The sequence below is a fragment of the Streptomyces sp. NPDC002537 genome (assembly GCF_053594975.1).
Window position 1 is genome coordinate 85943 of record NZ_JBSFWT010000005.1, and the last position, 18808, is coordinate 104750.

The following is an 18808-nucleotide window of genomic DNA, read 5'->3' on the forward strand; positions in this document are numbered from 1 at the left end:
ATTCCGCGAAATAGCCCCCGCATTCCGGCAGAACGCATAGCCCTCGTCCCAGAGTTCGCCGCCGGCGCGGATCACGCCCCGGCGGACAGCCTGGGGGCGATCAGCTCCAAGGCCTCCTCCCAGCGGAAGCAGTCGGCTCCGCCTCCGGTCTTCGGCCGGTGAGGCTCGTACGAACCGATCAGGACGCCCATCTCGCGCAGCCGGTCCAGACTCAGCCGGTACGCGGGATGGGCGGCCTGGGCCGAATTCAGATACGGCAGGACCGCCGTGGGGATGCCGAAGCCGTATGCCTCGCACAGGATGCCCAGGGCCAGGGTGTCGGAGATCCCGGCCGCCCACTTATTGATCGTGTTGAACGTGGCCGGGGCGACCACGATGGCGTCGGCAGGCGGCAGCGGGCGAGGGTCTCCGGGTGAGCGCCAAGCCGAACGGATGGGGTAGCCGGTCCGGGCCTCGACAGCGGTCGCGTCCATGAAGCCGAGGCCCTGTGGAGTGGCGACGACGCCGACCTCCCAGTTCGCCTCCTGGGCAGCCGTGATCAGCTTGCCGACGTCGCCGGCGATTCCGGCCGCGCACACGACGACGTACAGGAACGGCTTCTTGGTCTGCTGGTCAGGCTGATCGCTCACGCGGGGACTCCCAGCTGTCGGCTGAAGTAATGCAGTTCAGGCAGGGTACGACGACGGTCGCGGGCGACCGTGTCGGCGACCAGCTCCCCAGCATGAACGGGCAACCCGGATCGCGGATTCGATCCCGCTCAGCACTTCAGCGGCACCGGAACATTCCGCGAAGTAGCCCCCGTATTCCGGCAGAACGCATAGCCCTCGTCCCGGAGGTCGCCGATGATTCCCGGCACCGCCTCCGGGAAGCGGGTGAACAGGTGGCCCAGGATTACCCCGCCGCGCTTGTCCGCCGCAGGCGCGTCGCGGACGGCCGCGCGGATCTGGGGCACGCTGCGGGAACTCCCGCCGGGGCCGTCCCAGTCGAGGGTGTCGATGGTCCAGGTGCAGATGCGGTAGCCGAGGTCGGCGGCGAGGCGGGTCTCGCGGGGGCCGAAGTCGCCGTAGGGCGGGCGCAGCAGGGTACTGGGCACGCCGTTGCGGATCTCGGTGCGCGCGTCCTGCTCGGAGAGTTGCGTCAGGTGCGGGTGGGACCAGGTGTGGTTGCCGACGTAGTGGCCCTGCTTGCGCAGGGTCTCGACCACGGAAGGGGACCGGGACGCGTACTCGTTGATGAGGAAGAACGCGGCGCGGATGCCCCGGCCCTGGAGGTACTTCCCGGCCTCCACGATGTGGTTCGGGTCGTCGTAGTTCCAGTCGTCGAAGGTCAGCAGCACCCTGCCGGAGGTGTTGCCGCAGCGCTGCTGGTCGTACGCGGCCGCCTGGCGGGGGCCGGTCGCGGTGGCGGTGGCCGGGGCGAGGGCCAGCGCCAGGGCGGCCAGGGCCGCGGCCCACGAGAACCGAACACTTTTCTGATTGCCGGTCATGCGACGACTCCTCCTCCGAGCACTGTGGGGTCCGATCATCCGCCCGCCCCGGCCCCCTCGCCAGCAGTGCGGACGCGTTCGGCCGAACACCCCCACCCCGTCCGGGCGTGACCCGGGTCACGCCGGTCCGGCACCGCCGCCCGCCCCACCTGGATCATTGCGCCCCGCGCACGAAGTCCTTGATCGGAACGCACTGGAGTGGGGCCGCACGGGTGCGCAGGATGCGGGTCATGAACTTCACCGAAACGGGTTCCTCCCGTGCCCTGCCGTCCGGCGTGAGTCAGAGAGGTGCCCGAAGTCCCGTCACAGCCGTACGAGTTGTGCTTCAACCCGGACCGGTGGCTGCTGCACTGCGCCAGTGCCGGCCGTGTCGCCCGGCGGCGCGGGCGGGACGCCGGGCGGGCACCTGACCGGGGCACACCCGCCGACCATGGACAATCGTGGGATGTCCACTCTTCACACACAGCCCTGCCCCTGTGGGCTCGGCGCGTCCTACGACGACTGCTGCGGCGCCATCCACCGGGGCGCGCGGACGGCCGCGACGGCGGAGAAGCTGATGCGCTCCCGCTTCAGCGCGTTCGCCGTCCGCGACGCCGCCTATCTGCTGCGGTCGTGGCACCCGGCGACCAGGCCGGAGAGCCTCGACTTCGACCCGGAGCAGCGGTGGACCCGGCTGGAGATCCTCGGTACGACGGACGGCACGCCGTTCCACTCCGAGGGCACGGTCGAGTTCCGGGCCCACTACACGGTCCGGGGCCACGCGGGCGACCAGCACGAGAACAGCCGGTTCGTCCGCGTGGACGGGCAGTGGGTCTACCTGGACGCCGTGGACTGATCAGCAGGGTGCGCGCCAGGCGTCGAGGGCGAGCCGCTTCTGCATGGAGCTGAGGCCGAGGCGCTTGGTGGTGTCGCAGAAGTCCCCCGTTTTCAGCTCGTACTCGACATGGAAGACCGCCTTGCCGTTCTTCACGAACGGGGTCAGGCTGTCGCACTCCTCGTACTGGGCGCACTGCTCGTTGACCGCGAAGTCGAACTCGGACACGAGCTGGGGGATCTGTTCGAGGTCGTTCTTCAGGCCGACGGCCAGGCCGCGGTCGTGGGCGAGCTTGGCGAGCATCCGGTTGAAGGCGAGCTGGTCGGCGGCCTTCAGCGGGAAGCCGGTGCGGTTGCGGTAGCCCTCGGTCAGGTCGGGCTCGACGGCGTCGAAGCCCTTCTGCTTGCACATGTCGATGCGGGCGGCCATGAGCGGCCGGAGGGCGTCGAGGCGGCGGATGTCCAGCCATTTCTCGCCGTGCCAGCCCTTGTTGTCCGCGCCGAGCAGCGTCTTGGGGAACGCGGCCTTGTCGGGCCGGAAGTCCTCCCAGGCACCGGCGTTGATGTAGCAGATCACCTTCCGGCCGCGGGCGTGCAGCCGGTCGACGACGGCGGCGGAGTTCTCGAACCCGTCGATGTCGTAGACCGGCACGTCCACGCCGGTGTCGACCTTCCCGTCGAGCTGCCACTGCCAGCGGGTGCCGGGCCGGGGCTGCCAGCGGCCCGACTTCGTGGAGTCGGCACCGGATGACGGACCCGACGACGAGCCCGACGACGAGCCCGATGACGAGCCGGACGACGGGGACGTGGCACCGGCCGTCGGGCCGGCGCCCTCGTCCGGTCCGTCCGGCCCGTCCGAGCCGGACGACGAGCAGCCCGCGAGGACGAGCAGCGACAGGGCGGCCGGCGCGGCCCACCGGCGGCGCGTCATCGGCCCTCCCCCGCGGTCGCGGCCACCGCGCCGGGCACGGTCCGCCAGGGGTTGGGGCCCCCGCCCGGTACGGCGCAGTGCACGGCGGCACCCCGCCGTTCGGCGGTGCGCGCCACCTGGCGCGCGTGCTCGGGGGGCACCCCGTGCACGAGGTGGCAGAAGCGCTCCGGTGGGTGGTCGGCGGTCCAGGCCGGGACTTCGGCGCGCCGGTACGCCTCCCAGTCGCCCTCGAAGGTGACGAGCACGTCGGCGAGACGGGCGTAGCCGGGGTCGGGGTGGGTGCCCGGGTTGAGCACGGCCGTCCGTGCGCCCAGGGCCTTGGCGATCAGCACCAGGCGACGGTACCGGGGCAGCAGTTCGGGCCGGTCGGCGGCCTGGTCGAGGAAGACGCCGTCGACCCCGTACCACCTGCGGTGCCTGCGGATGTCGCCGACGACCTCGCGGGGCGGGCGGTGGCCGTAGCCGGTGTCGACGTAGCCGAGCAGCGGCACACCCGCGGCGCGCAGCCGCCCGGCGGCCGCCCCGAAGGCGGGGTCGGGCCTGCCGCCGGGCCCGTCCGCGATGTTGAGGACCACCGCGCGGAGTCCGGGCGCGGCCGCCTCCAGCGCGGTCCAGGCGTCCGGGTCGGTGGCCGGGTGGACGTAGAACGGGACGAGCAGGCGCCGTCGTTCCGGGGGCGTGCGGTTCATCGGGCGGACTCCGGCGTCGGTTCGGTTCCGTGCCACAGGTCGGTGAGGGACTCGGTGAGGGTACGGCGGGGCAGCCAGTGCAGGGTGCGGGTGGCGAGCGTGATGTCGGCCTGCTGCCAGGGCACGGCGGCGGAGCGGTGCGAGCCGTCGCCGTCCTCGTCGAGCCTGCCGCGGAAGCCCGCGGCCCTGATCAGTTCCTCGGCGAGGTGCCGGGCGGTCCGGGCCGTACCGCTGCCGATGTTGACGACGGGCGGCACGGGTCCGGGCGCGGTGACGGCCTGGGCGACGGCCGCCGCCACGTCGCGGGCGTCGACGAAGTCGCGGTACGTGGAGAGGTCGCCGACCCGGACGTGGCCGTCGGCGCCGGCGCGGCGCAGCTCGGCGGCGAGGCGGCCGGGCAGGGAACCGGGCGGGGCGCCGGGGCCCACGGGGTTGAACACCCGCAGCACGACGGCGTCGAGGCCGGAGCCGGTCACCGCGAGGGTGCCCGCGAGCTTGGTGGCTCCGTAGAGGCCGGCGGGACGGGTGGTACCGGATTCGGTGAGCGGTGAGCGGCCGTCGGTGGCGCCGTACTCGGCGGCGGAGCCGAGGTGGACGAGCCGGGCCCGGGGCACGGCCGCGCGAAGCGCCTCGCACAGGACGGCGGGGCCGCGGGCGTTGGTCGCGGTGAGGGCGAGGGCGCTGCCGCCCACCGCGCCCGCGCAGTTGACGACGGCGTCGGGTGCGGCGGTCCGCAGTGTGCCGGCCAGGCGGACGGGGTCCGCGTCGGCCAGATCGACGGGCAGTCCGGCGCCGGGGTGGCGGCCGGCGTCGAGGACCTGCGCGCCCGGGAGGGCGCGCAGGCTCTCGGCGACGTGCCGGCCCAGGAAGCCGGTGGCGCCCAGGACGAGAATGCGCATGCGGGCCGGTCACGCTCCCTTGATCAGCAGATCGCGGTGGCCCGAGAACTCGCGGTTGGCCCGGTCGTAGTCGTCGGGACGGCCGATGTCGAGCCAGTAGCCGTCGAAGTCGTAGGCGTGCGGCGGCGTCTCCGCCTCCAGCATGTCCAGGACCAACTCGTCGAATCCGAGCGGGAGTCCGGGGGTGTAGCGGGCGAGGGCGGCGCGGGAGACGCCGTAGACGCCCATGGAGACCCGGTAGTCCATGCTCGGCTTCTCGGCGAAGCCGACGACGCGCCCGGCGTCGGTGGTGAGCACCCCGAAGTCGATGTTCACCTGACGGGCGTAGGTGGCGATGGTGAGCGGCGCCCCGGACCTCACATGGGTGCGGTGGACGTCACCGAAGTCGAGGTCGGTGAGGATGTCGCCGTTCATGGCGAGGAAGTGCTCGGGCAGCCGGTCGAGCATGGTGAGGAGGGGGCCCATGGTGCCGAGCGGGCTCTCCTCGGTCGTGTAGTCGACCTTCATGCCCCACTGGGAGCCGTCGCCGACGTAGGCGCGGATGATGTGCCCGAGGTGGCCGATGGCCAGGGTGCAGCTGGTGAAGCCCGCTCCGGCGAGCTGGCGCATCACGATCTCCAGGATCGCGTGCTCCTCGCCGATGGGCACGAGGGGCTTGGGGAGCGCCGTGGTGTACGGGCGCAGCCGGACGCCCTTGCCTCCGGCGAGTATGACTGCGTGCATGGGTGCCGTCCTCTCTGCGTGGGTGACTGGCGGTGGGCGGAGGTGCCGCCGCGTCAGACGTTGTAGATGCCGGCCTTGTAGCGGGCGAGGTTCCGTGGGTCGCGGAAGAAGTCGACGGTGCGGGCGAGGCCCTGCTCCAGGGTGTGGGCGGGGGCCCAGCCGGTGGCGGCGCGCAGTCGGGTCGCGTCGCAGACGAGCCGCATCACCTCCGAGTTCTCGGGCCGGATGCGCTCCTGGTCGGAGCGCACGTCCAGGTCGGTGTCCATGAGCTTGCCGATGAGCGTGACCAGGTCGCCGACGGAGATCTCCTCGCCGGTGCCGGAGTTGAAGGTGCGTCCGACGACCTCCTCGGCGGGGGCGGTGCCCACGGCGAGGAAGGCGGCGACGGTGTCCTCGACGTAGCTGAAGTCCCGGGTGGGACGCAGGTCGCCGAGGGTGATGACGCGCTGCCCCGCGGCGACCTGGCCGATGACGGTGGGGATGACGGCCCGCATGGACTGGCGGGGGCCGAAGGTGTTGAAGGGCCGCAGGGTGACGACGGGGACGCCGAAGCTGGCGTGGTAGCTGTCGGCGAGGCGGTCGCCGCCCGCCTTCGACGCGGCGTACGGGGACTGGGTGTTGATGGGGTGGTCCTCGCTGATGGGCACGGTCCGCGCGGTGCCGTAGGTCTCGCTGGTGGAGGTGTGGACGAGGCGCGGGATGCCCAAGTGGCGTACGGCTTCGAGGACGTTGAGGGCGCCGGTGACGTTGGTCTCCACATAGCTGTGCGGGGCGCGGTAGGAGTACGGGATCGCGATGAGCGCGGCCAGGTGGTAGACGGCCTCGGTGCCGGTGACGAGCCCGGTGACGGAGCCGGGGTCGCGGACGTCGCCGAGGACCACGTCGACGTGGTCCATGACGTCCTCGGGCAGGGTCTCCAGCCATCCGTAGGAGGAGAAGGAGTTGTACTGCACCATGGCGCGGACCCGGTGGCCGGAGGCGACGAGCGCCTCGACGAGGTGCGAGCCGATGAAGCCTTCCGCGCCGGTGACGGCGACGAGTGCGGGTGCGGGCATGAAGGGTCTCCCTTGTGACAGGCCGTGCGCAGTGACTGGAGCGGGTGGGACAGGACGGACGAGCGGGTCAGCGGTGCGTGGTGAGCCGTCCGAGCCGGTGGGTGGCGACGGCCAGCAGGGTGGCCGCCGCACCTGTACAGATGGCGAGTTGGACCGTGGCGGGGGCCCCGGTCCGCAGGGCGAGCGCGGCCGCCTCGCCGCCGGCCGCGGCCAGGCACAGGGCGGCCGGCGCCCAGGCGACACCGAACGCCTGGAGCAGCAGTCCGGCCCACAGCACGGTGCCGAGGGCGAGCAGCCCGGCCAGGCGTACGGCGGTGACCGGCGGGCCGTCGGGCCAGAGGGCGTCCGCGGCCAGGGCGAGGGCGGCGAGGGACGCGAGGTAGGCGGCCGCGCAGAGGGCGAGCACGCGGCCCCCGGCGAGCAGCAGTCCCCTTGTGGTCGTGGCGCGGACGAGCGCGGCGAGGGCCATGCTCCGGCAGCGGTAGAGCAGCCATTCGGCGGCTCCCATGCTGAGGGTGAGCGCGATGACGGCGGCTCCCGCCGTGCGGGCCCCGGGGCTGTGGCGCAGGACGTCGCCGAGCGCGGCGATCGTGGTCAGCACGCCGCAGCCGAGGCCGAACAGCCCGTACGGCAGTGAGGCGAGCGGGGACAGCGGGGGCGGTGGGGCATCCGGGGTGCCGGGCTTCCGGGTGCGGAGGATCTCGTACGCCGCCGCGCCGGTGACGGCGGTGACGGTGGCGAGCAGCAGGGCGATCCGTACGGCGGGTGGCAGCGGCACGGCGAGGGTCAGGGTTCCCCCGGCGGCGGTGGGCAGCAGGGTGAGCAGCAGGAGTTTCTCCCGTCCGAGGACGAGGAGGACGGTGGCCGCCGCGAGATACACGGCCTGGCCCGCGGCGAAGGAGGTGACTCCCGTCGTCCGGGGGGCCGCGAGGGTGGCCGCGGTGGCGAGCAGGGCGCCGAGGGGCGCTCCCCGTCGGAGGCAGCGTCCGGCGGCGGCGCGGCCGGTGGCGAGGCGGAGGTAGGCGCGGTGGGCGAAGCCCTGGTTCCAGGCCCAGGCCACGAGTGCCGAGGCGACGAGGCCGGTGGTGCCGACGGGCAGGCCGTAGCCGTCGCGGGCGCCGGTCATCAGCGGCGCGGCGAGCGCGTAGCCGAAGCCCGGCAGGGTGAACACCAGGGCTCTGAGCAGGAATTGGGCGGGGTGGACCTGCCAGGGGTCGGGGCGGGGTCCGGGCTCGGGGTGGCTGCGGGGCACGCGGGCGAAGAGCTCCGCGGCGAGTTCGAAGGCGTCGGCCCGGCCGTAGCGTTCGGTGATCTGTTCCCCGGTGAGTCCGTCGGCCTCCAGGACGGCGGCGATCTCGTCGGGGTGCACGGCGACGGCGCACACGTCGGCGAGTTCCTCGGCGAGTTCGTCGATCGGGTCGGCGGCCCACCGCGGCCGGGGCCGGGAGCGCACGGGGCCGGTTCCGGCCGCGAGGTCGTGGGTGGGCTCGGGTTCGTCGGGCACGAGGCGCAGTAAGCCGCTCATCCGGCGTCACCCGCAGCCATGGCCAGGACGGGAGCGGATCCGGACGCGGATCCGGACGCGGGTTCCGGCTCGCGGCGCCAGGGCCGTCCGGCGGGGTGCTGTCCGAGTCCGGCGAGGTCGCGGTAGATGTCGCGGAAGGCGCTGATCGTCTGGCGGAGGGTGAACTGTTCGATGACGCGGAGCCGGGCGGCCTCGCCCATGCGGGCGCGCAGTCCTTCGTCGCGCAGCAGCTTCAGGGCGGCCTTCGCCATGCTCCCGGGGTCGCGGGGCGGGACGACGAGCCCGGTGTCGCCGACCGCCTCGCACACGCCGCCCACATCGGTGGAGACCGTGGCGCGGCCGCAGGACATGGCCTCGATGAGGGTGAAGGGGAAGCCTTCGCTGATGCTGGAGAGCATCACGATGTTGCCCGCCGCGTAGGCGTCGCGGATGTCGTCGACGCGGCCCTCGAACACGACCGCGTCGCCGACGCCGAGTTCGGCCGCGAGTTCCTCGCAGGAGGTGCGGTACGCCTCGCCGCCGCGCGGGGTGCCGCCGAAGAGCCGCAGCCGGGCGTCGGGTATCTCCTCGCGCACCAGGGCGAAGGCCCGGATCAGGGTCTCCAGGCCCTTGATCGGGTCGACGCGCCCGGCCCAGCTGAGCGTCGGGGTCCCCGGCTCCGGCCCGGCGGGCGGGAACGCGGCCGGGTCGACGCCGTTGTACACGGTGCGGATGCGCTCGGGCGGGGTGCCGCCGTGCTCCTCCCAGCGCCGGTTGTAGCGGTTGCCCGGGGTGACGAGCGCGGCGCACCGGTAGCTCTCGACGGCGAGCAGCCGGAACAGTCCGAGCATCAGCGCCTTGACCGGCCAGCGGTAGGGCCCCGCCCGGTAGCCGAGATAGCGCTCGCGGAGATAGATGCCGTGCTCGGTGAGGAGGAAGGGGATGTCGTGGCGGTGGTGGGCGATGAGTCCCGGCAGCGCGGCGAGGCCGCCGCTGACGGCGTGGGTGACGCCCTCGGCGGGTGGTTCGGCGGCGAGCGGGCGGAGCGCGTGTTCCAGCAGGTCGGTGGCGGTCAGCGCGTCGTGGAGGGTGGGGCGCGCGGCGGCGGTGGCGAGGCCGGGCCGGTTCCACACGCGGACGAGGACGCGGGCGGCGGCCTCGCCGCGCAGCGCCGGGGAGAGGATGCCCGCCGCGGCGTGTTCGGCGAGCCGGTAGAAGGTGCGGGGGAAGTGGTGTTCCTGCGCGGGGTCGAGAAGGGCCAGCAGGAACTGCTCGTAGCAGGTGAGGAAGGCACGCAGGGCCCGGCCGCGCGGGGCGCGGCCGGCCGGGGGCGGGCCCCACAGCGGGTGCGAGGCCACGCCCCGGACGTGGGCCGGGAGTTCCCAGGCGAGGGACTCCCGGCCGGTGCCCGTGACCGCGATGATCCGGAAGTCCACGTCGGGCATGCCTTGGACCAACTGGTCGCACCACACGCTCACACCGCCGTGGCTGTGCGGGTAGGTCCCCTCGGTGAGCAGGGTCACCGAGGGGGTGTCGGATGCCTTTTCGGCAAGCGGTCCGTGCATGGAAGTCGGTTCTCCAGAGGTGACGCGGCGTGCGGTGGTGGGTGCGCGGTGGTGGCGGCGGTTCAGCGGCGGGCGGCCTGTCCCGGCCCGTACGGCACGGGGTGGGCGACGCCCTGCGGGACGGTGAGACCGGTCGCCGGGGCCGGTACGGGCGCGGTGCGGCCGGAGTGCGCCGTGGCCGCGGTGAACGTGCCGGTGGGCAGGGTGAAGGAGAGTTGCGTCTGTCCCGCGGCGGGCGTGGCCCAGCCGGAGCGCTGTCCGGCGTAGGAGGCGCCGAAGGGAGTGGTGGTGGCGCCCTTGAGCTGCACGGTGCCCTCGGAGAACGTCGCGGTGGTCTCCACGGCGGCGGGCGCACTGACGGTGACGGCGTTGCCGATGCGGTAGGCCGTGACGCCGGAGGCGACCGCCTGCTTCCATGCCGCCCGCTTGCTCAGCTCCGTACCGATGTCCCGCTGGCGGAGGTTGACGATCGGGGTGCTGTCGGCGTAGAGGCCCGCGTAGTCGGAGAGGACCTTCTCCAGGACCGCGTAGCCGATCCGCTCCTCGGAGAGGTTGGACTGGTGCATGAAGTGCGGCCGCGGGTCGTTGGCGAGCACGTGCCCGAGGGCGATCCGGGTCTCCAGGGGCACGATGTAGGAGCCGAAGCCCGTCTTCACGTCCAGCGGGCTCTTCAGGCAGGTGGTCGTCGTGGAGTTCTCGCAGATGCCGCTGCCGCCGTCGGCCTTCTTGGTGTAGAGCCAGTTGTACTCGTCGGCTTCCTCGGCGGCGGTGCCGGTGTTGTAGAAGATGTTCATCGGGTAGCGGGGGACGGTGAGCGCGGAGCCGACCGGGCGCTGCTGCCGCTCGCGCGAGGTGTCGCTGCCGATCCACTTGACGCCGTTCACGGCCAGCACGGGCGCGAGGTTGGGGTTGTCGACGGTCTGCTGCGGCGTCATCCTGAGGCCGGAGTGCTCACCGGTGATGAGCTCGTCCCGGTCGAGGGCGAGGCCCTGCCGGGCGCCCCATCTCAGGTTGTCGTCGATCTGCCCGTTGATGGTCGCGGCGCTGACCCAGCGCACGTTGCCGAAGAGGTCGGTGGCGCACTTCCAGGGCACGACGGTGGTGTTCTGCTCACAGCCGAGGAAGGCGTGGGTGTAGGTGTGGTTGATCCAGCGGAAGGACTTCTGGTCGGCGACCAACTGGTTGAGGAGCGGGTCGGGCGCGCCGCCGTGCTCCGCCCGGTACTCCTCGCTGCCGACTCCGTTGTAGGCGAAGTCGATGGGCAGGTTGTGGCTCTGCGACCACTGCTTGGCGTACTGCGCGTCGGCCGCCGTCATCCGCAGCGGCGGGTGTTCGGGGGTGGGGTTGCCGGGGCAGTCGACGTCGCCGGGGGTGCACTTGAGCTTGGTGTCCCAGCGGTCGTCCGAGGCAAAGACGTCGTCGACGTGTATGCCGAAGTAGTTGCGGGAGGCGCCCAGGTGGACGCCCTGCGTCAGCCACTCCACCATGCCGCGGGAGACCAGCCGGAACTGCTGCTGGTACTGGTTGTAGACGAAGGTGACGACCAGTTCGCTGCGGCCGTCGTGGTCGTACTGCCCGATCAGCGAGCCGCGCCCGGTGCCGCCGGGGATGGGCGCGTCGACGTAGCTGGTGAACTTCGAGCCGTCCGCCTGCTTGGCGAGCGGGGTCGAGAGGTAGCCCCAACTCTCGTTCACGGTGGGGTCGTTGTCCTCGAATGGAACGTTTTTCCTCAGATAGCCGAACGGCCCGGCGGTGCCGTCCGCGGTCACCTGCGCGGTCTTTCCGTCGAGGCTGCCGCTGTAGCCGGAGTCCTGCGGGGTGTTGAGCCCCACGGCCGGGCGGGCGTAGGTGTAGGCGTCGACCTGGCGTATGCCGAAGCGTTTCTCGTAGGACGCCAGGGCCGCCATCTCCGGCGAATCGGCGCCGAAGGGGCTGTCGTTGGGCAGCACCACGCCCTGGTACTTGGCTCTGGCTCTGCCGTCGACGGTGTCACCGAGGAACGCGTCGTCGATCTTCGGCCGGTTCACGTCGGAGAGCGAGACGCTGGTGTACGGCGTACCGGCGTCGTCGAGTTCGGCGCGTATCGCCTCGGTGGCCGGACCCCCGTCGTCGACGACCAGGACCCGGAGGTCGATCCTCGGTGTCGCGTCGGCGGCCTGCGCCGCCGTCGTCGGAACGGCCACGGCCAGCAGGGCACCCGCAGCCCACACTGCGGCAAGACGGGTCGGACGACCCATGTTTTCTCCCCCCAGAACGGTCCCGCGCACCACGTGCGCCACCGTCCGGCGTTGACGCGTGCAACGCGGCGCCGGACACCGGCACCACGGCACATCGGATAGTCCCCAGGAACGGCTCCGCCGCGGTCGCGCCTCCCCACCCGACCGCCCGCTTCTCCTGCACCCGGCGCGGACGCCATGTCCGCCGCCGATGCCGTACGGCCGGAGCCGATGCCGCACGACGGTGTCCGCGGGCGCCGGGCACGGCAGTGCCACGGCCTCGAGAAGCATCGACGCCTCTCGACCGCCCAGCCATATAGTGCGCCATGCCCGAACGTCCCGCTGGCGCACTGCCGAGGAGCGCGGGCACAATTCCCTGGCCCCTGTCCGGAATTGAGCGCACCGCTCCCGGGGCGCCGCACGGAACCGGGGACACCGGGCCCGGCGGCGATCTCCGCGATGACCTGTGCCGACATTGGTGTATACCGCTGCGGGGCACCCGCTCCCCGCCCGGCGCCACAGGGGCCCCTGGAGGAACGGGGCGTCCGGAGATCGGCCTGATGACAACTGTCCGACTTGCCCGTTGCATCCGCCGATCCTTGGATACATCCCCCGCTCGTCGATCTCCGCCGACCCGTTTTTCAAGATCGAATCTTGACGGCCGAGGCAACCGGAGGCAACGCTCCCCCCTCTAAGTAAGGTTGTCCTCAAATCTCTGGAAGAACGGTCAACTTTCGGCGCGGAATGGTGTCTTGTGCCACCGAAGGACGGCACGTCCTCATGCGACCCGAAGCTGTGCGCCCGCTGTGGATCCGCTGTCCGCTCTCGGCGCATCGCCCCGGAGCCCCGAGCTCTTTCCTCGACGCCCTTCATCCAGCAGGGTTCGGGACATGAAGCTGTTGATATTGGGCGGAACGGAATTCGTGGGCCACGCCGTGGCGGAGGCGGCGCTGACGCGGGGCTGGGAGGTGACCGTGTTCCACCGCGGCAGGCACGAGGCGCCCGCGGGCGTGACGGCGCTGCACGGCGACCGCACCGAGCCGGGCGGGACGGCGGCCCTGGCCACGGGCGAGTGGGACGCCGTCGTCGACACCTGGTCGGCGGCACCGACGGCCGTGCGCGACGCGGCGCGGACCCTGGCCGGACGGGTGGGGCGGTACGCCTACGTCTCCACCGGCTCCGTGTACGCCTATCCGTCGCCCCCCGGGCGCGACGAGAGCCACCCCCTCGTGGACGGCTCGCCCGACGCCGGGCCGGTCGACTACCCGCAGGACAAGCGCGGCGGCGAGCTCGCGGCGACCGCGGCCTTCGGCGACGACGCCGCGCTCCTGGTGCGCTCCGGGCTGATCCTCGGCCCCCGGGAGAACATCGGCCGGCTGCCGTGGTGGCTGAACCGCGTCGCCCGCGGCGGCCCGGTCCTGGCACCCGGCCCGCGCGGCCTGGAGCTGCAGTTCATCGACGTCCGCGACCTCGCGAACTGGACCCTGGACGCCGTCGCCGGGGGGCTCTCGGGCCCGTACGACCTGATCAGCCCGCCCGGACACACGACGATGGGCGCCCTGCTGGACGCCTGCGTACGGGCCACCGGCTCCGACGCCGAACTGCGCTGGACCGACCCGGAGAAGATCCTCGCCGCGGGCGTCCGGCCCTGGACGGACCTCCCGGTCTGGGTGCCGCGCGGCGAGCTGTACGACACCCTGCACCGGAGGTCCGGGGCCAAGGCGGCCGCCGCGGGCCTGCGGTGCCGCCCCGCGGAGGAAACGGTTGCCGACACCTGGACGTGGCTGCGCTCGCTGAACGGCGCGGCCCCCCTACGTCCGGACCGCCCGGCGCCGGGGCTGTCGCCGGAGCTGGAATCCCGGCTGCTGGCACAGGACTGACCGCACCACCGTCCGCGGCGGGCCGCGTCCCCGGCCCGCCCGTGACAACCTCCGGGCACGAACCCCAAGTTCACACTAGTTCCGGAAAAATCACCCGAACGCGGGAATGCGCGCAAAGTAATGGCAATCTTACGCTGAGCGCATGCCTGGATGGGGTCCCGCTCTGCCGCAGTCCGCGTTCCGCGGCGCGGTCGCCGTGCTGATCTCGCTGCTGCTGATCCTCTCGGGCGGCGGCGTCACGGCCGCGGCGTACGGCGACGACGACCGTGAAGAGGGCTCGTCCTCGCTGGAGTTCACCCCGTCCGACGAGTGCGTCACCGCCGCGCTCCCCCTCGCCGGGAGCGCCGTACGGGAGGGGCACCATCCACGGAGGCGCGCCCTCCCCCCGGCCCGGCCGGACGACCCGGCCGGAAGCCCCCGCACTTCGCCGACCGTCTCCCGCGCCGACACCGCTCCGGCGTGCGCCGCCCGCGCGGGTCACACCGTACTGCGCTGCTGAGAGCGAGGCGTGCCGCCGCCCCGTACGGGAGCCCGGCATGCCGTTCGCACTCCCCCACACACCAGCAGGTACGAAAGCAGAGAGAGGCGTCATGCCTGTCGACCCCGCGCGTGCCGCGGGCGCCTATGTGCGCGCCCAGGTCTACCGCGCCCGTCCCCCCGAACCACCGCTCACCACCACCCCGGAAGGGCCCGCCGACCCCGGTGGCCCCGCCGGCCCCGCGCTCCCCGGGCCGGCCGCCACGGAACCCGCCGCGCCCCGGCCGCCGGGCAGAGTCGCCCGGCTGCTGCTGTTCCTGCGTCAGGGTTCCACCCCGGCCCCGGGCCTGCGGCGGCCCTGACGCGACAGCCTGATGTTGAATACCGGGATGACCACTGTCCAGGTACTCGATGTCTTCGTCGGCCCCGACGGCGAGGGCGGCAACCCCCTCGCCGTCGTCCGCGACGGCTCCGCCGTACGCGGTGACGTGAACCGGAGGGAGCTCGCGGCCCGACTCGGGTACAGCGAGACCGTGTTCGTCGACGACGCCGAGCGCGGCGTCGTCGACATCTGGACGCCCAGCGTCCGGCTCCCGTTCGCCGGCCACCCGCTCGTCGGCGTCGCCCGGCTGCTGGAGGCGGACGTGCTCCGGCCGCCCGCGGGCGAGGTCCTCGTGCGCAGGGAGGGCGAGTTCACCTGGGTGCGCGGGCGCGCCGCGTGGGCCGCGGGCCGCCGCACCGAGCGGTACGGGTCGGTGGCCGAGGTCGACGCGCTGCCCGCACCGCCGGAGGGCGAGGGCTGGCTGTACGCCTGGGCCTGGCAGGACGAGGGCGCGGGCCGGGTGCGCGCCCGGGGCTTCCCGCGCCGCGGTGACGGCATCGCCGAGGACGAGGCGACGGGTGCGGCCGCGCTGGTCCTCACCCATCGGCTGGGCCGTGCCCTCGACATCCGCCAGGGCAGGGCCTCGCAGATCCTCACCCGCCCCGGCCCCGACGGCACGATCGACATCGGCGGCCGGGTGGTGCCGGGCGCCGCCGTACGCGGCTGAGCCGTTCCCTATGCTGGGGGGTGTGAACCGCTGCCGGATACGCCTGACGCTCGCCCCCGAACTGCGGCTCTTCGCGGCCGCCGACCGCCGTGCGGAGCGCACGCCCGTGGCCACCGACGGAGCGTCCTCGCTCGGTCACGTCATCGAGTCGTTCGGCGTCCCGCTCACCGAGGTCGGCGCCCTGCTCGTCGACGGCAGCGAGGTGCCGGTCTCGTACGTCCCCGGCGCGGACGAGGACGTCGAGGTGCGCGCGGTCGTACGGCCGCAGGAAGTGCCGGGCGCCCCGCTGCGGTTCCTGCTCGACGTGCACCTCGGCACGCTGGCGCGCCGGCTGCGGCTGCTGGGCGTGGACGCGGCCTACGAGAGCGAGGACATCGGCGACCCGGCACTGGCCGCACTGTCGGCGGCCGAGCGGCGGGTGCTGCTCTCGCGCGACCGCGGGCTGCTGCGCCGCCGGGAGATCTGGGCCGGCGCGTATGTCTACAGCGACCGTCCGGACGATCAACTGCGGGACGTCCTCGGCCGTTTCGCCCCGGCCCTCGCCCCGTGGACCCGCTGCACCGCGTGCAACGGCCCCCTCCGGGAGGCCGACAAGCAGTCGGTCCACGAGCGGCTGGAGCACGGCACGCGCTCCTCGTACGACGTCTTCGCCCAGTGCACGGAGTGCGAACGGGTGTACTGGCGCGGTGCGCACCACGCCCGTCTGGAGACGATCGTCACCGACGCGGTCCGCGAATTCGGCGCCGCGGCCGCCCCGTTGCCGCCGGTGCCCTCCGAGGGCTAGGTGCTCATCGCATAGGTGAGCCGGTGCAACTGCTCGCGGTGCGACGTGGGCGGCAGGCGGTTCAGATGGGTACGGGCGGTCTCCACATAGGAGTCGAGCATGCCCGTGGCAGCCTCCACGGCCTTCAGGTCGTGCAGCAGTGCCGTCAGCCTGCGGCGCGCTCCCGGGCCGTGCCCGGCTCGGGCGAACAGGCGGTGCAGCCGCCGGGCCTGACGGGGAGTGGCCCGCTCCATGGCGAGCAGGAGCGGCAGGGTGGGGCGGTGGTTGCGCAGGTCGCTGCTCATCGGTTTGCCCTCCTTCGCCCGCGTCCCCCGGTCGCGGTAGGGCAGGAGGTCGTCGCGCATCTGGAAGGCGATGCCGAGGGTCTCGCCGTAGGCGGTGAGCGCGGCGGTGACGTCGGGGCCCGCACCGGCGAAGAGGGCCGCCATGCGGCAGGTGGCGCGCAGCAGGGCGGCCGTCTTGAGGGTGACCACGGCGAGGTAGGCGTCGATTCCGCAGGCCAGGTCGGTGCGCAGGCGGTCCTCCAGCAACTGGCCCCGGCAGATCTCGACGCCCGTGTCGCCCGCCAGGGCGATGATGTCGAGCAGCAGTTGGGGTTCGAGGCCCTGTGCGCGGCACGCGGCGACGTCCGCGAAGGAGCGGCACACCAGGGCGTCGCCGACGAGCAGGGCGTGGTCGGTGCCGAAGCGGGCGTGGACCGAGGGGCGGCCCCGGCGCAGGGAGTCGCCGTCGATGAGGTCGTCGTGCACCAGGCTGGCGGTGTGGTGGCTCTCCAGGGTGGCCGCGATGGCCGACGCCTGGGCGAGGTCGCCGCCCAGCGCCGCGACGCACAGCAGGAACAGTCTGGGACGCAGCAGTTTGCCGTGGGGCAGCAGCGCGTAGCGGGCCAGGGAGTCGAGGGCGTCGTCGGTCCGGGGCCAGAGTTCCTGCGCGCGCCGGGTGTAGTAGCGCGAGAAGAGGGCGGCCGGGGAGCGGTCGTGGGCGCCGGGGCTGAGGTGCGGGTCGAGGTTCACTGGTCCTCGCGTGGTGCGTTCGGGAACGGAGGCGTCGACGGGGCCGGGGCCTCGCGGGTCCAGCTTTCCAGGCCGGCGGTGGGTGCCGGGGCCATGACGCGATACGGGACTGTGCTCCGGGGTGACGGGGACGGGCGGGGTGTTGACGTCCTGGGAGGCGTCCCGGCTCACGGGGCGTGCCGGTTCGGCGGGGCGCGTGCGACGGACGGTCGTTGCGCCCTGACGGTGCGGAGTGCGCCCTGCTCAAGGCGGGGGCGGTGCGCGGATAATGGGCTCGCCGACGGCGCGGTCCGAGGGGCGGGGACGTCGGTGCCGCACGGGCGGCCGGGAGACACCCAGCACACGATGGGGGCAGGATGATCGCCGAGTTGGGACAGGACGGGCCACCGAACCGCCGGGGAGCGGGAGTTCCGTCCACGGGGCGGCGCCGGGGCCGCCGGACCCGCCGGGCGGCCGTCGTCGCGGCCGTGGCCCTGGGGGCCGCGCTGTTGGTGCCGCCCGCGTCGGCCGTGGGTCCGGGCCGGACGGGCGTCGCGGTCCCCCGGACGGTGTCCATCGGTGCCACAGGCACGAGCGCCGTGTCGGCGCTCGCCTCCACGCACCGTGTGGTGCCGCTCGCTCACCGGGCCGCCGTGGTGCACCGGACCACGGCGGCGAAGCCGAAGAAAAAGAAGAAGGGCTTCTTCCAGAAGCTCGGGATCTTCCTGCTCGTGGTGCTGATCCTGGTCGTCCTGTTTGTCATCGGGATGATCTGGCTGGTGATCCACATGGTGCGGCGGGCCATCCGGCGCCGCTGAACGCGCGGGCGGTCAGCCGCTCTTGCGACGGAACGAGCGCTGGCCCCCGGCCTTCCCATGGGTGCCGTGGATCTTGGAGCCGTCGCGGCCCTGCCCGGCGGCGGAACCCTCGCCCCCCTGCCCCCGCTTGCGTGCCAGGGCCTCGCGGAACTTCCGCTTCACTTCGTCTTCTTCCGGCGTGCTCTGGGGTGCTGTGCTGTCCGTCATCAAAAACCTCCTGGTCATGGCGGCCGTCGCCCCAGCTTCGCACGTCGGCCGCCGCAGCTGAAGCCGATTTGTGCCAGGTGGGTCGCGCGAGCGCGGACGGGAGCACGGCGGGCGGCCGCGGAAGGCTCCGGGCCAGGGTCAGTTGACGGTCATGTCGCCGTCGGGAAGGTCCTCGACAGTGACTTTCCCCCGAGGGGTGCCGAGCCCCGCGGCCACGGCCCGGGCGATCCCCTCGGCGTCGGGCGCCGTCGGAGAGGGGACGGTCTCCCCGTCGGCGTAGCTCTCGATGGCCTTGGTGAAGTAGCCGGGGTACCAGGCGCCGACCGCGCCCTTGACCTCGACGCGGCTCACGGGGCGCTTGCCCACCCGCTGCTTCAGGGCGGCGAGGATGCGGTCGGAGCGGTATTCGCCGGGCACCTGGAACAGGCTGGCGTGCGCGCCGACCTTGCCCCCGTCCCGCAGCCGGACCGTCACGGTCAGACAGCTGGTCACGCTCGGATAGAGGATCGGGCGGCCGGGCGCGGCCTCGGCGACCTGGCCCTCGGTGATCCTGACGGGCGCCGCCGGGTCGGTGCTCGCGGCGGCGGCCGTACGCGGCCGGGCCTCGGCGGCGGGCCCGGCCGCCAGGGGGACGGCGACGACGGATATGAGGGTGGCCGACAGCAGCAGGGCCCGGCCTCCGGCCGCCACACGCGGCATGATCATGGAAGTCATGCCGAG

Annotated in this window: 20 protein-coding genes; 7 read left to right on the forward strand and 13 right to left on the reverse strand. The window is 73.2% G+C overall.

Features of this window, described 5'->3' with window-relative positions; genetic code table 11:
* Positions 1–71 precede the first annotated feature (71 nt).
* Positions 72–629: a flavoprotein gene (locus ACWD4A_RS03930; RefSeq protein WP_451189138.1), complete on the reverse strand. Its 558-nt coding sequence runs from the start codon at positions 627–629 to the stop codon at positions 72–74.
* 128 nt (positions 630–757) lie between these two features.
* Complete coding sequence (locus tag ACWD4A_RS03935) at positions 758–1486, reverse strand: polysaccharide deacetylase family protein (protein WP_451189141.1); 729 nt, start codon at positions 1484–1486, stop codon at positions 758–760.
* A 445-nt stretch (positions 1487–1931) separates the two neighbouring features.
* On the opposite strand from ACWD4A_RS03935, the gene ACWD4A_RS03940 reads away from it, so the two are divergent.
* A complete protein-coding gene (locus tag ACWD4A_RS03940; protein ID WP_451189144.1) occupies positions 1932–2321 on the forward strand; it encodes a YchJ family protein in 390 nt (129 codons plus the stop codon).
* On the opposite strand, the gene ACWD4A_RS03945 is transcribed toward ACWD4A_RS03940, so the two are convergent.
* From ACWD4A_RS03945 to ACWD4A_RS03980, 8 genes are all read right to left on the reverse strand, one after another.
* Positions 2322–3230 (reverse strand): endo alpha-1,4 polygalactosaminidase, encoded by a 909-nt coding sequence (locus ACWD4A_RS03945; RefSeq protein ID WP_451189148.1) that lies wholly within the window; start codon positions 3228–3230, stop codon positions 2322–2324.
* The gene (locus ACWD4A_RS03950; RefSeq protein ID WP_451189150.1) at positions 3227–3919 is read right to left on the reverse strand and encodes a spherulation-specific family 4 protein; all 693 of its coding nucleotides are present in this window, start codon (positions 3917–3919) and stop codon (positions 3227–3229) included. Before ACWD4A_RS03950 ends, ACWD4A_RS03945 begins: the two co-directional genes overlap by 4 nt.
* Entirely contained in the window at positions 3916–4818 is a 903-nt protein-coding gene (locus ACWD4A_RS03955) for an NAD-dependent epimerase/dehydratase family protein (RefSeq protein ID WP_451189153.1), read from the reverse strand. Before ACWD4A_RS03955 ends, ACWD4A_RS03950 begins: the two co-directional genes overlap by 4 nt.
* Positions 4819–4827: 9 nt before the next feature.
* On the reverse strand, positions 4828–5541 hold the full coding sequence (locus ACWD4A_RS03960; protein WP_451189156.1) for a nucleotidyltransferase family protein: 714 nt from the start codon (positions 5539–5541) through the stop codon (positions 4828–4830).
* A gap of 53 nt (positions 5542–5594) precedes the next feature.
* Entirely contained in the window at positions 5595–6596 is a 1002-nt protein-coding gene (locus ACWD4A_RS03965) for a GDP-mannose 4,6-dehydratase (RefSeq protein ID WP_451189158.1), read from the reverse strand.
* Positions 6597–6663: 67 nt separating this feature from the next.
* Positions 6664–8121, reverse strand: coding sequence for a hypothetical protein (locus ACWD4A_RS03970; protein WP_451189162.1), 1458 nt, complete (start codon positions 8119–8121; stop codon positions 6664–6666).
* A complete protein-coding gene (locus ACWD4A_RS03975; protein WP_451189165.1) occupies positions 8118–9665 on the reverse strand; it encodes a DUF3492 domain-containing protein in 1548 nt (515 codons plus the stop codon). The genes ACWD4A_RS03970 and ACWD4A_RS03975 overlap by 4 nt, the downstream gene beginning before the upstream one ends.
* Positions 9666–9727: 62 nt before the next feature.
* Positions 9728–11902 (reverse strand): hypothetical protein, encoded by a 2175-nt coding sequence (locus ACWD4A_RS03980; RefSeq protein ID WP_451189168.1) that lies wholly within the window; start codon positions 11900–11902, stop codon positions 9728–9730.
* An 869-nt stretch (positions 11903–12771) separates the two neighbouring features.
* Here ACWD4A_RS03980 and ACWD4A_RS03985 point away from each other — a divergent pair.
* From ACWD4A_RS03985 to ACWD4A_RS04005, 5 genes are all read left to right on the forward strand, one after another.
* On the forward strand, positions 12772–13761 hold the full coding sequence (locus ACWD4A_RS03985) for an NAD-dependent epimerase/dehydratase family protein (RefSeq protein ID WP_451189171.1): 990 nt from the start codon (positions 12772–12774) through the stop codon (positions 13759–13761).
* Between the two features lie 142 nt (positions 13762–13903).
* Positions 13904–14260 (forward strand): hypothetical protein, encoded by a 357-nt coding sequence (locus ACWD4A_RS03990; RefSeq protein ID WP_451189174.1) that lies wholly within the window; start codon positions 13904–13906, stop codon positions 14258–14260.
* A 91-nt stretch (positions 14261–14351) separates the two neighbouring features.
* Complete coding sequence (locus ACWD4A_RS03995) at positions 14352–14600, forward strand: hypothetical protein (RefSeq protein ID WP_451189176.1); 249 nt, start codon at positions 14352–14354, stop codon at positions 14598–14600.
* A gap of 27 nt (positions 14601–14627) precedes the next feature.
* On the forward strand, positions 14628–15287 hold the full coding sequence (locus ACWD4A_RS04000) for a PhzF family phenazine biosynthesis protein (RefSeq protein WP_451189179.1): 660 nt from the start codon (positions 14628–14630) through the stop codon (positions 15285–15287).
* A gap of 22 nt (positions 15288–15309) precedes the next feature.
* Positions 15310–16071 carry a Mut7-C RNAse domain-containing protein gene (locus ACWD4A_RS04005; RefSeq protein ID WP_451189182.1) on the forward strand — a complete coding sequence of 254 codons (762 nt, stop codon included), beginning with the start codon at positions 15310–15312 and terminating at the stop codon, positions 16069–16071.
* Here ACWD4A_RS04005 and ACWD4A_RS04010 read toward each other — a convergent pair.
* Positions 16068–17084 (reverse strand): polyprenyl synthetase family protein, encoded by a 1017-nt coding sequence (locus ACWD4A_RS04010; RefSeq protein WP_451189185.1) that lies wholly within the window; start codon positions 17082–17084, stop codon positions 16068–16070. The two genes, ACWD4A_RS04005 and ACWD4A_RS04010, sit on opposite strands and share 4 nt — an antisense overlap.
* 356 nt (positions 17085–17440) lie before the next feature.
* On the opposite strand from ACWD4A_RS04010, the gene ACWD4A_RS04015 reads away from it, so the two are divergent.
* The gene (locus ACWD4A_RS04015; RefSeq protein WP_451189187.1) at positions 17441–17881 is read left to right on the forward strand and encodes a hypothetical protein; all 441 of its coding nucleotides are present in this window, start codon (positions 17441–17443) and stop codon (positions 17879–17881) included.
* 12 nt (positions 17882–17893) lie between these two features.
* On the opposite strand, the gene ACWD4A_RS04020 is transcribed toward ACWD4A_RS04015, so the two are convergent.
* Positions 17894–18088, reverse strand: coding sequence for a DUF5302 domain-containing protein (locus ACWD4A_RS04020; protein ID WP_451189190.1), 195 nt, complete (start codon positions 18086–18088; stop codon positions 17894–17896).
* Positions 18089–18226: 138 nt separating this feature from the next.
* The gene (locus ACWD4A_RS04025) at positions 18227–18802 is read right to left on the reverse strand and encodes a hypothetical protein (RefSeq protein ID WP_451189192.1); all 576 of its coding nucleotides are present in this window, start codon (positions 18800–18802) and stop codon (positions 18227–18229) included.
* Between the last annotated feature and the right edge of the window lie 6 nt (positions 18803–18808).

Excerpts from the sequence above, each read along its gene's own strand:
- ACWD4A_RS04000 (WP_451189179.1), top strand. The coding sequence starts at position 14,628 with ATGACCACTGTCCAGGTACTCGATGTCTTCGTCGGCCCCGACGGCGAG.
- ACWD4A_RS03990 (WP_451189174.1), top strand. The coding sequence starts at position 13,904 with ATGCCTGGATGGGGTCCCGCTCTGCCGCAGTCCGCGTTCCGCGGCGCG.
- ACWD4A_RS04025 (WP_451189192.1), bottom strand. The coding sequence starts at position 18,802 with ATGACTTCCATGATCATGCCGCGTGTGGCGGCCGGAGGCCGGGCCCTG.
- ACWD4A_RS04020 (WP_451189190.1), bottom strand. The coding sequence starts at position 18,088 with ATGACGGACAGCACAGCACCCCAGAGCACGCCGGAAGAAGACGAAGTG.
- ACWD4A_RS03945 (WP_451189148.1), bottom strand. The coding sequence starts at position 3,230 with ATGACGCGCCGCCGGTGGGCCGCGCCGGCCGCCCTGTCGCTGCTCGTC.
- ACWD4A_RS03950 (WP_451189150.1), bottom strand. The coding sequence starts at position 3,919 with ATGAACCGCACGCCCCCGGAACGACGGCGCCTGCTCGTCCCGTTCTAC.
- ACWD4A_RS03935 (WP_451189141.1), bottom strand. The coding sequence starts at position 1,486 with ATGACCGGCAATCAGAAAAGTGTTCGGTTCTCGTGGGCCGCGGCCCTG.
- ACWD4A_RS03980 (WP_451189168.1), bottom strand. The coding sequence starts at position 11,902 with ATGGGTCGTCCGACCCGTCTTGCCGCAGTGTGGGCTGCGGGTGCCCTG.
- ACWD4A_RS03985 (WP_451189171.1), top strand. The coding sequence starts at position 12,772 with ATGAAGCTGTTGATATTGGGCGGAACGGAATTCGTGGGCCACGCCGTG.
- ACWD4A_RS03965 (WP_451189158.1), bottom strand. The coding sequence starts at position 6,596 with ATGCCCGCACCCGCACTCGTCGCCGTCACCGGCGCGGAAGGCTTCATC.
- ACWD4A_RS03955 (WP_451189153.1), bottom strand. The coding sequence starts at position 4,818 with ATGCGCATTCTCGTCCTGGGCGCCACCGGCTTCCTGGGCCGGCACGTC.
- ACWD4A_RS03940 (WP_451189144.1), top strand. The coding sequence starts at position 1,932 with ATGTCCACTCTTCACACACAGCCCTGCCCCTGTGGGCTCGGCGCGTCC.
- ACWD4A_RS03960 (WP_451189156.1), bottom strand. The coding sequence starts at position 5,541 with ATGCACGCAGTCATACTCGCCGGAGGCAAGGGCGTCCGGCTGCGCCCG.
- ACWD4A_RS03970 (WP_451189162.1), bottom strand. The coding sequence starts at position 8,121 with ATGAGCGGCTTACTGCGCCTCGTGCCCGACGAACCCGAGCCCACCCAC.
- ACWD4A_RS03995 (WP_451189176.1), top strand. The coding sequence starts at position 14,352 with ATGCCTGTCGACCCCGCGCGTGCCGCGGGCGCCTATGTGCGCGCCCAG.
- ACWD4A_RS04015 (WP_451189187.1), top strand. The coding sequence starts at position 17,441 with ATGATCGCCGAGTTGGGACAGGACGGGCCACCGAACCGCCGGGGAGCG.
- ACWD4A_RS03975 (WP_451189165.1), bottom strand. The coding sequence starts at position 9,665 with ATGCACGGACCGCTTGCCGAAAAGGCATCCGACACCCCCTCGGTGACC.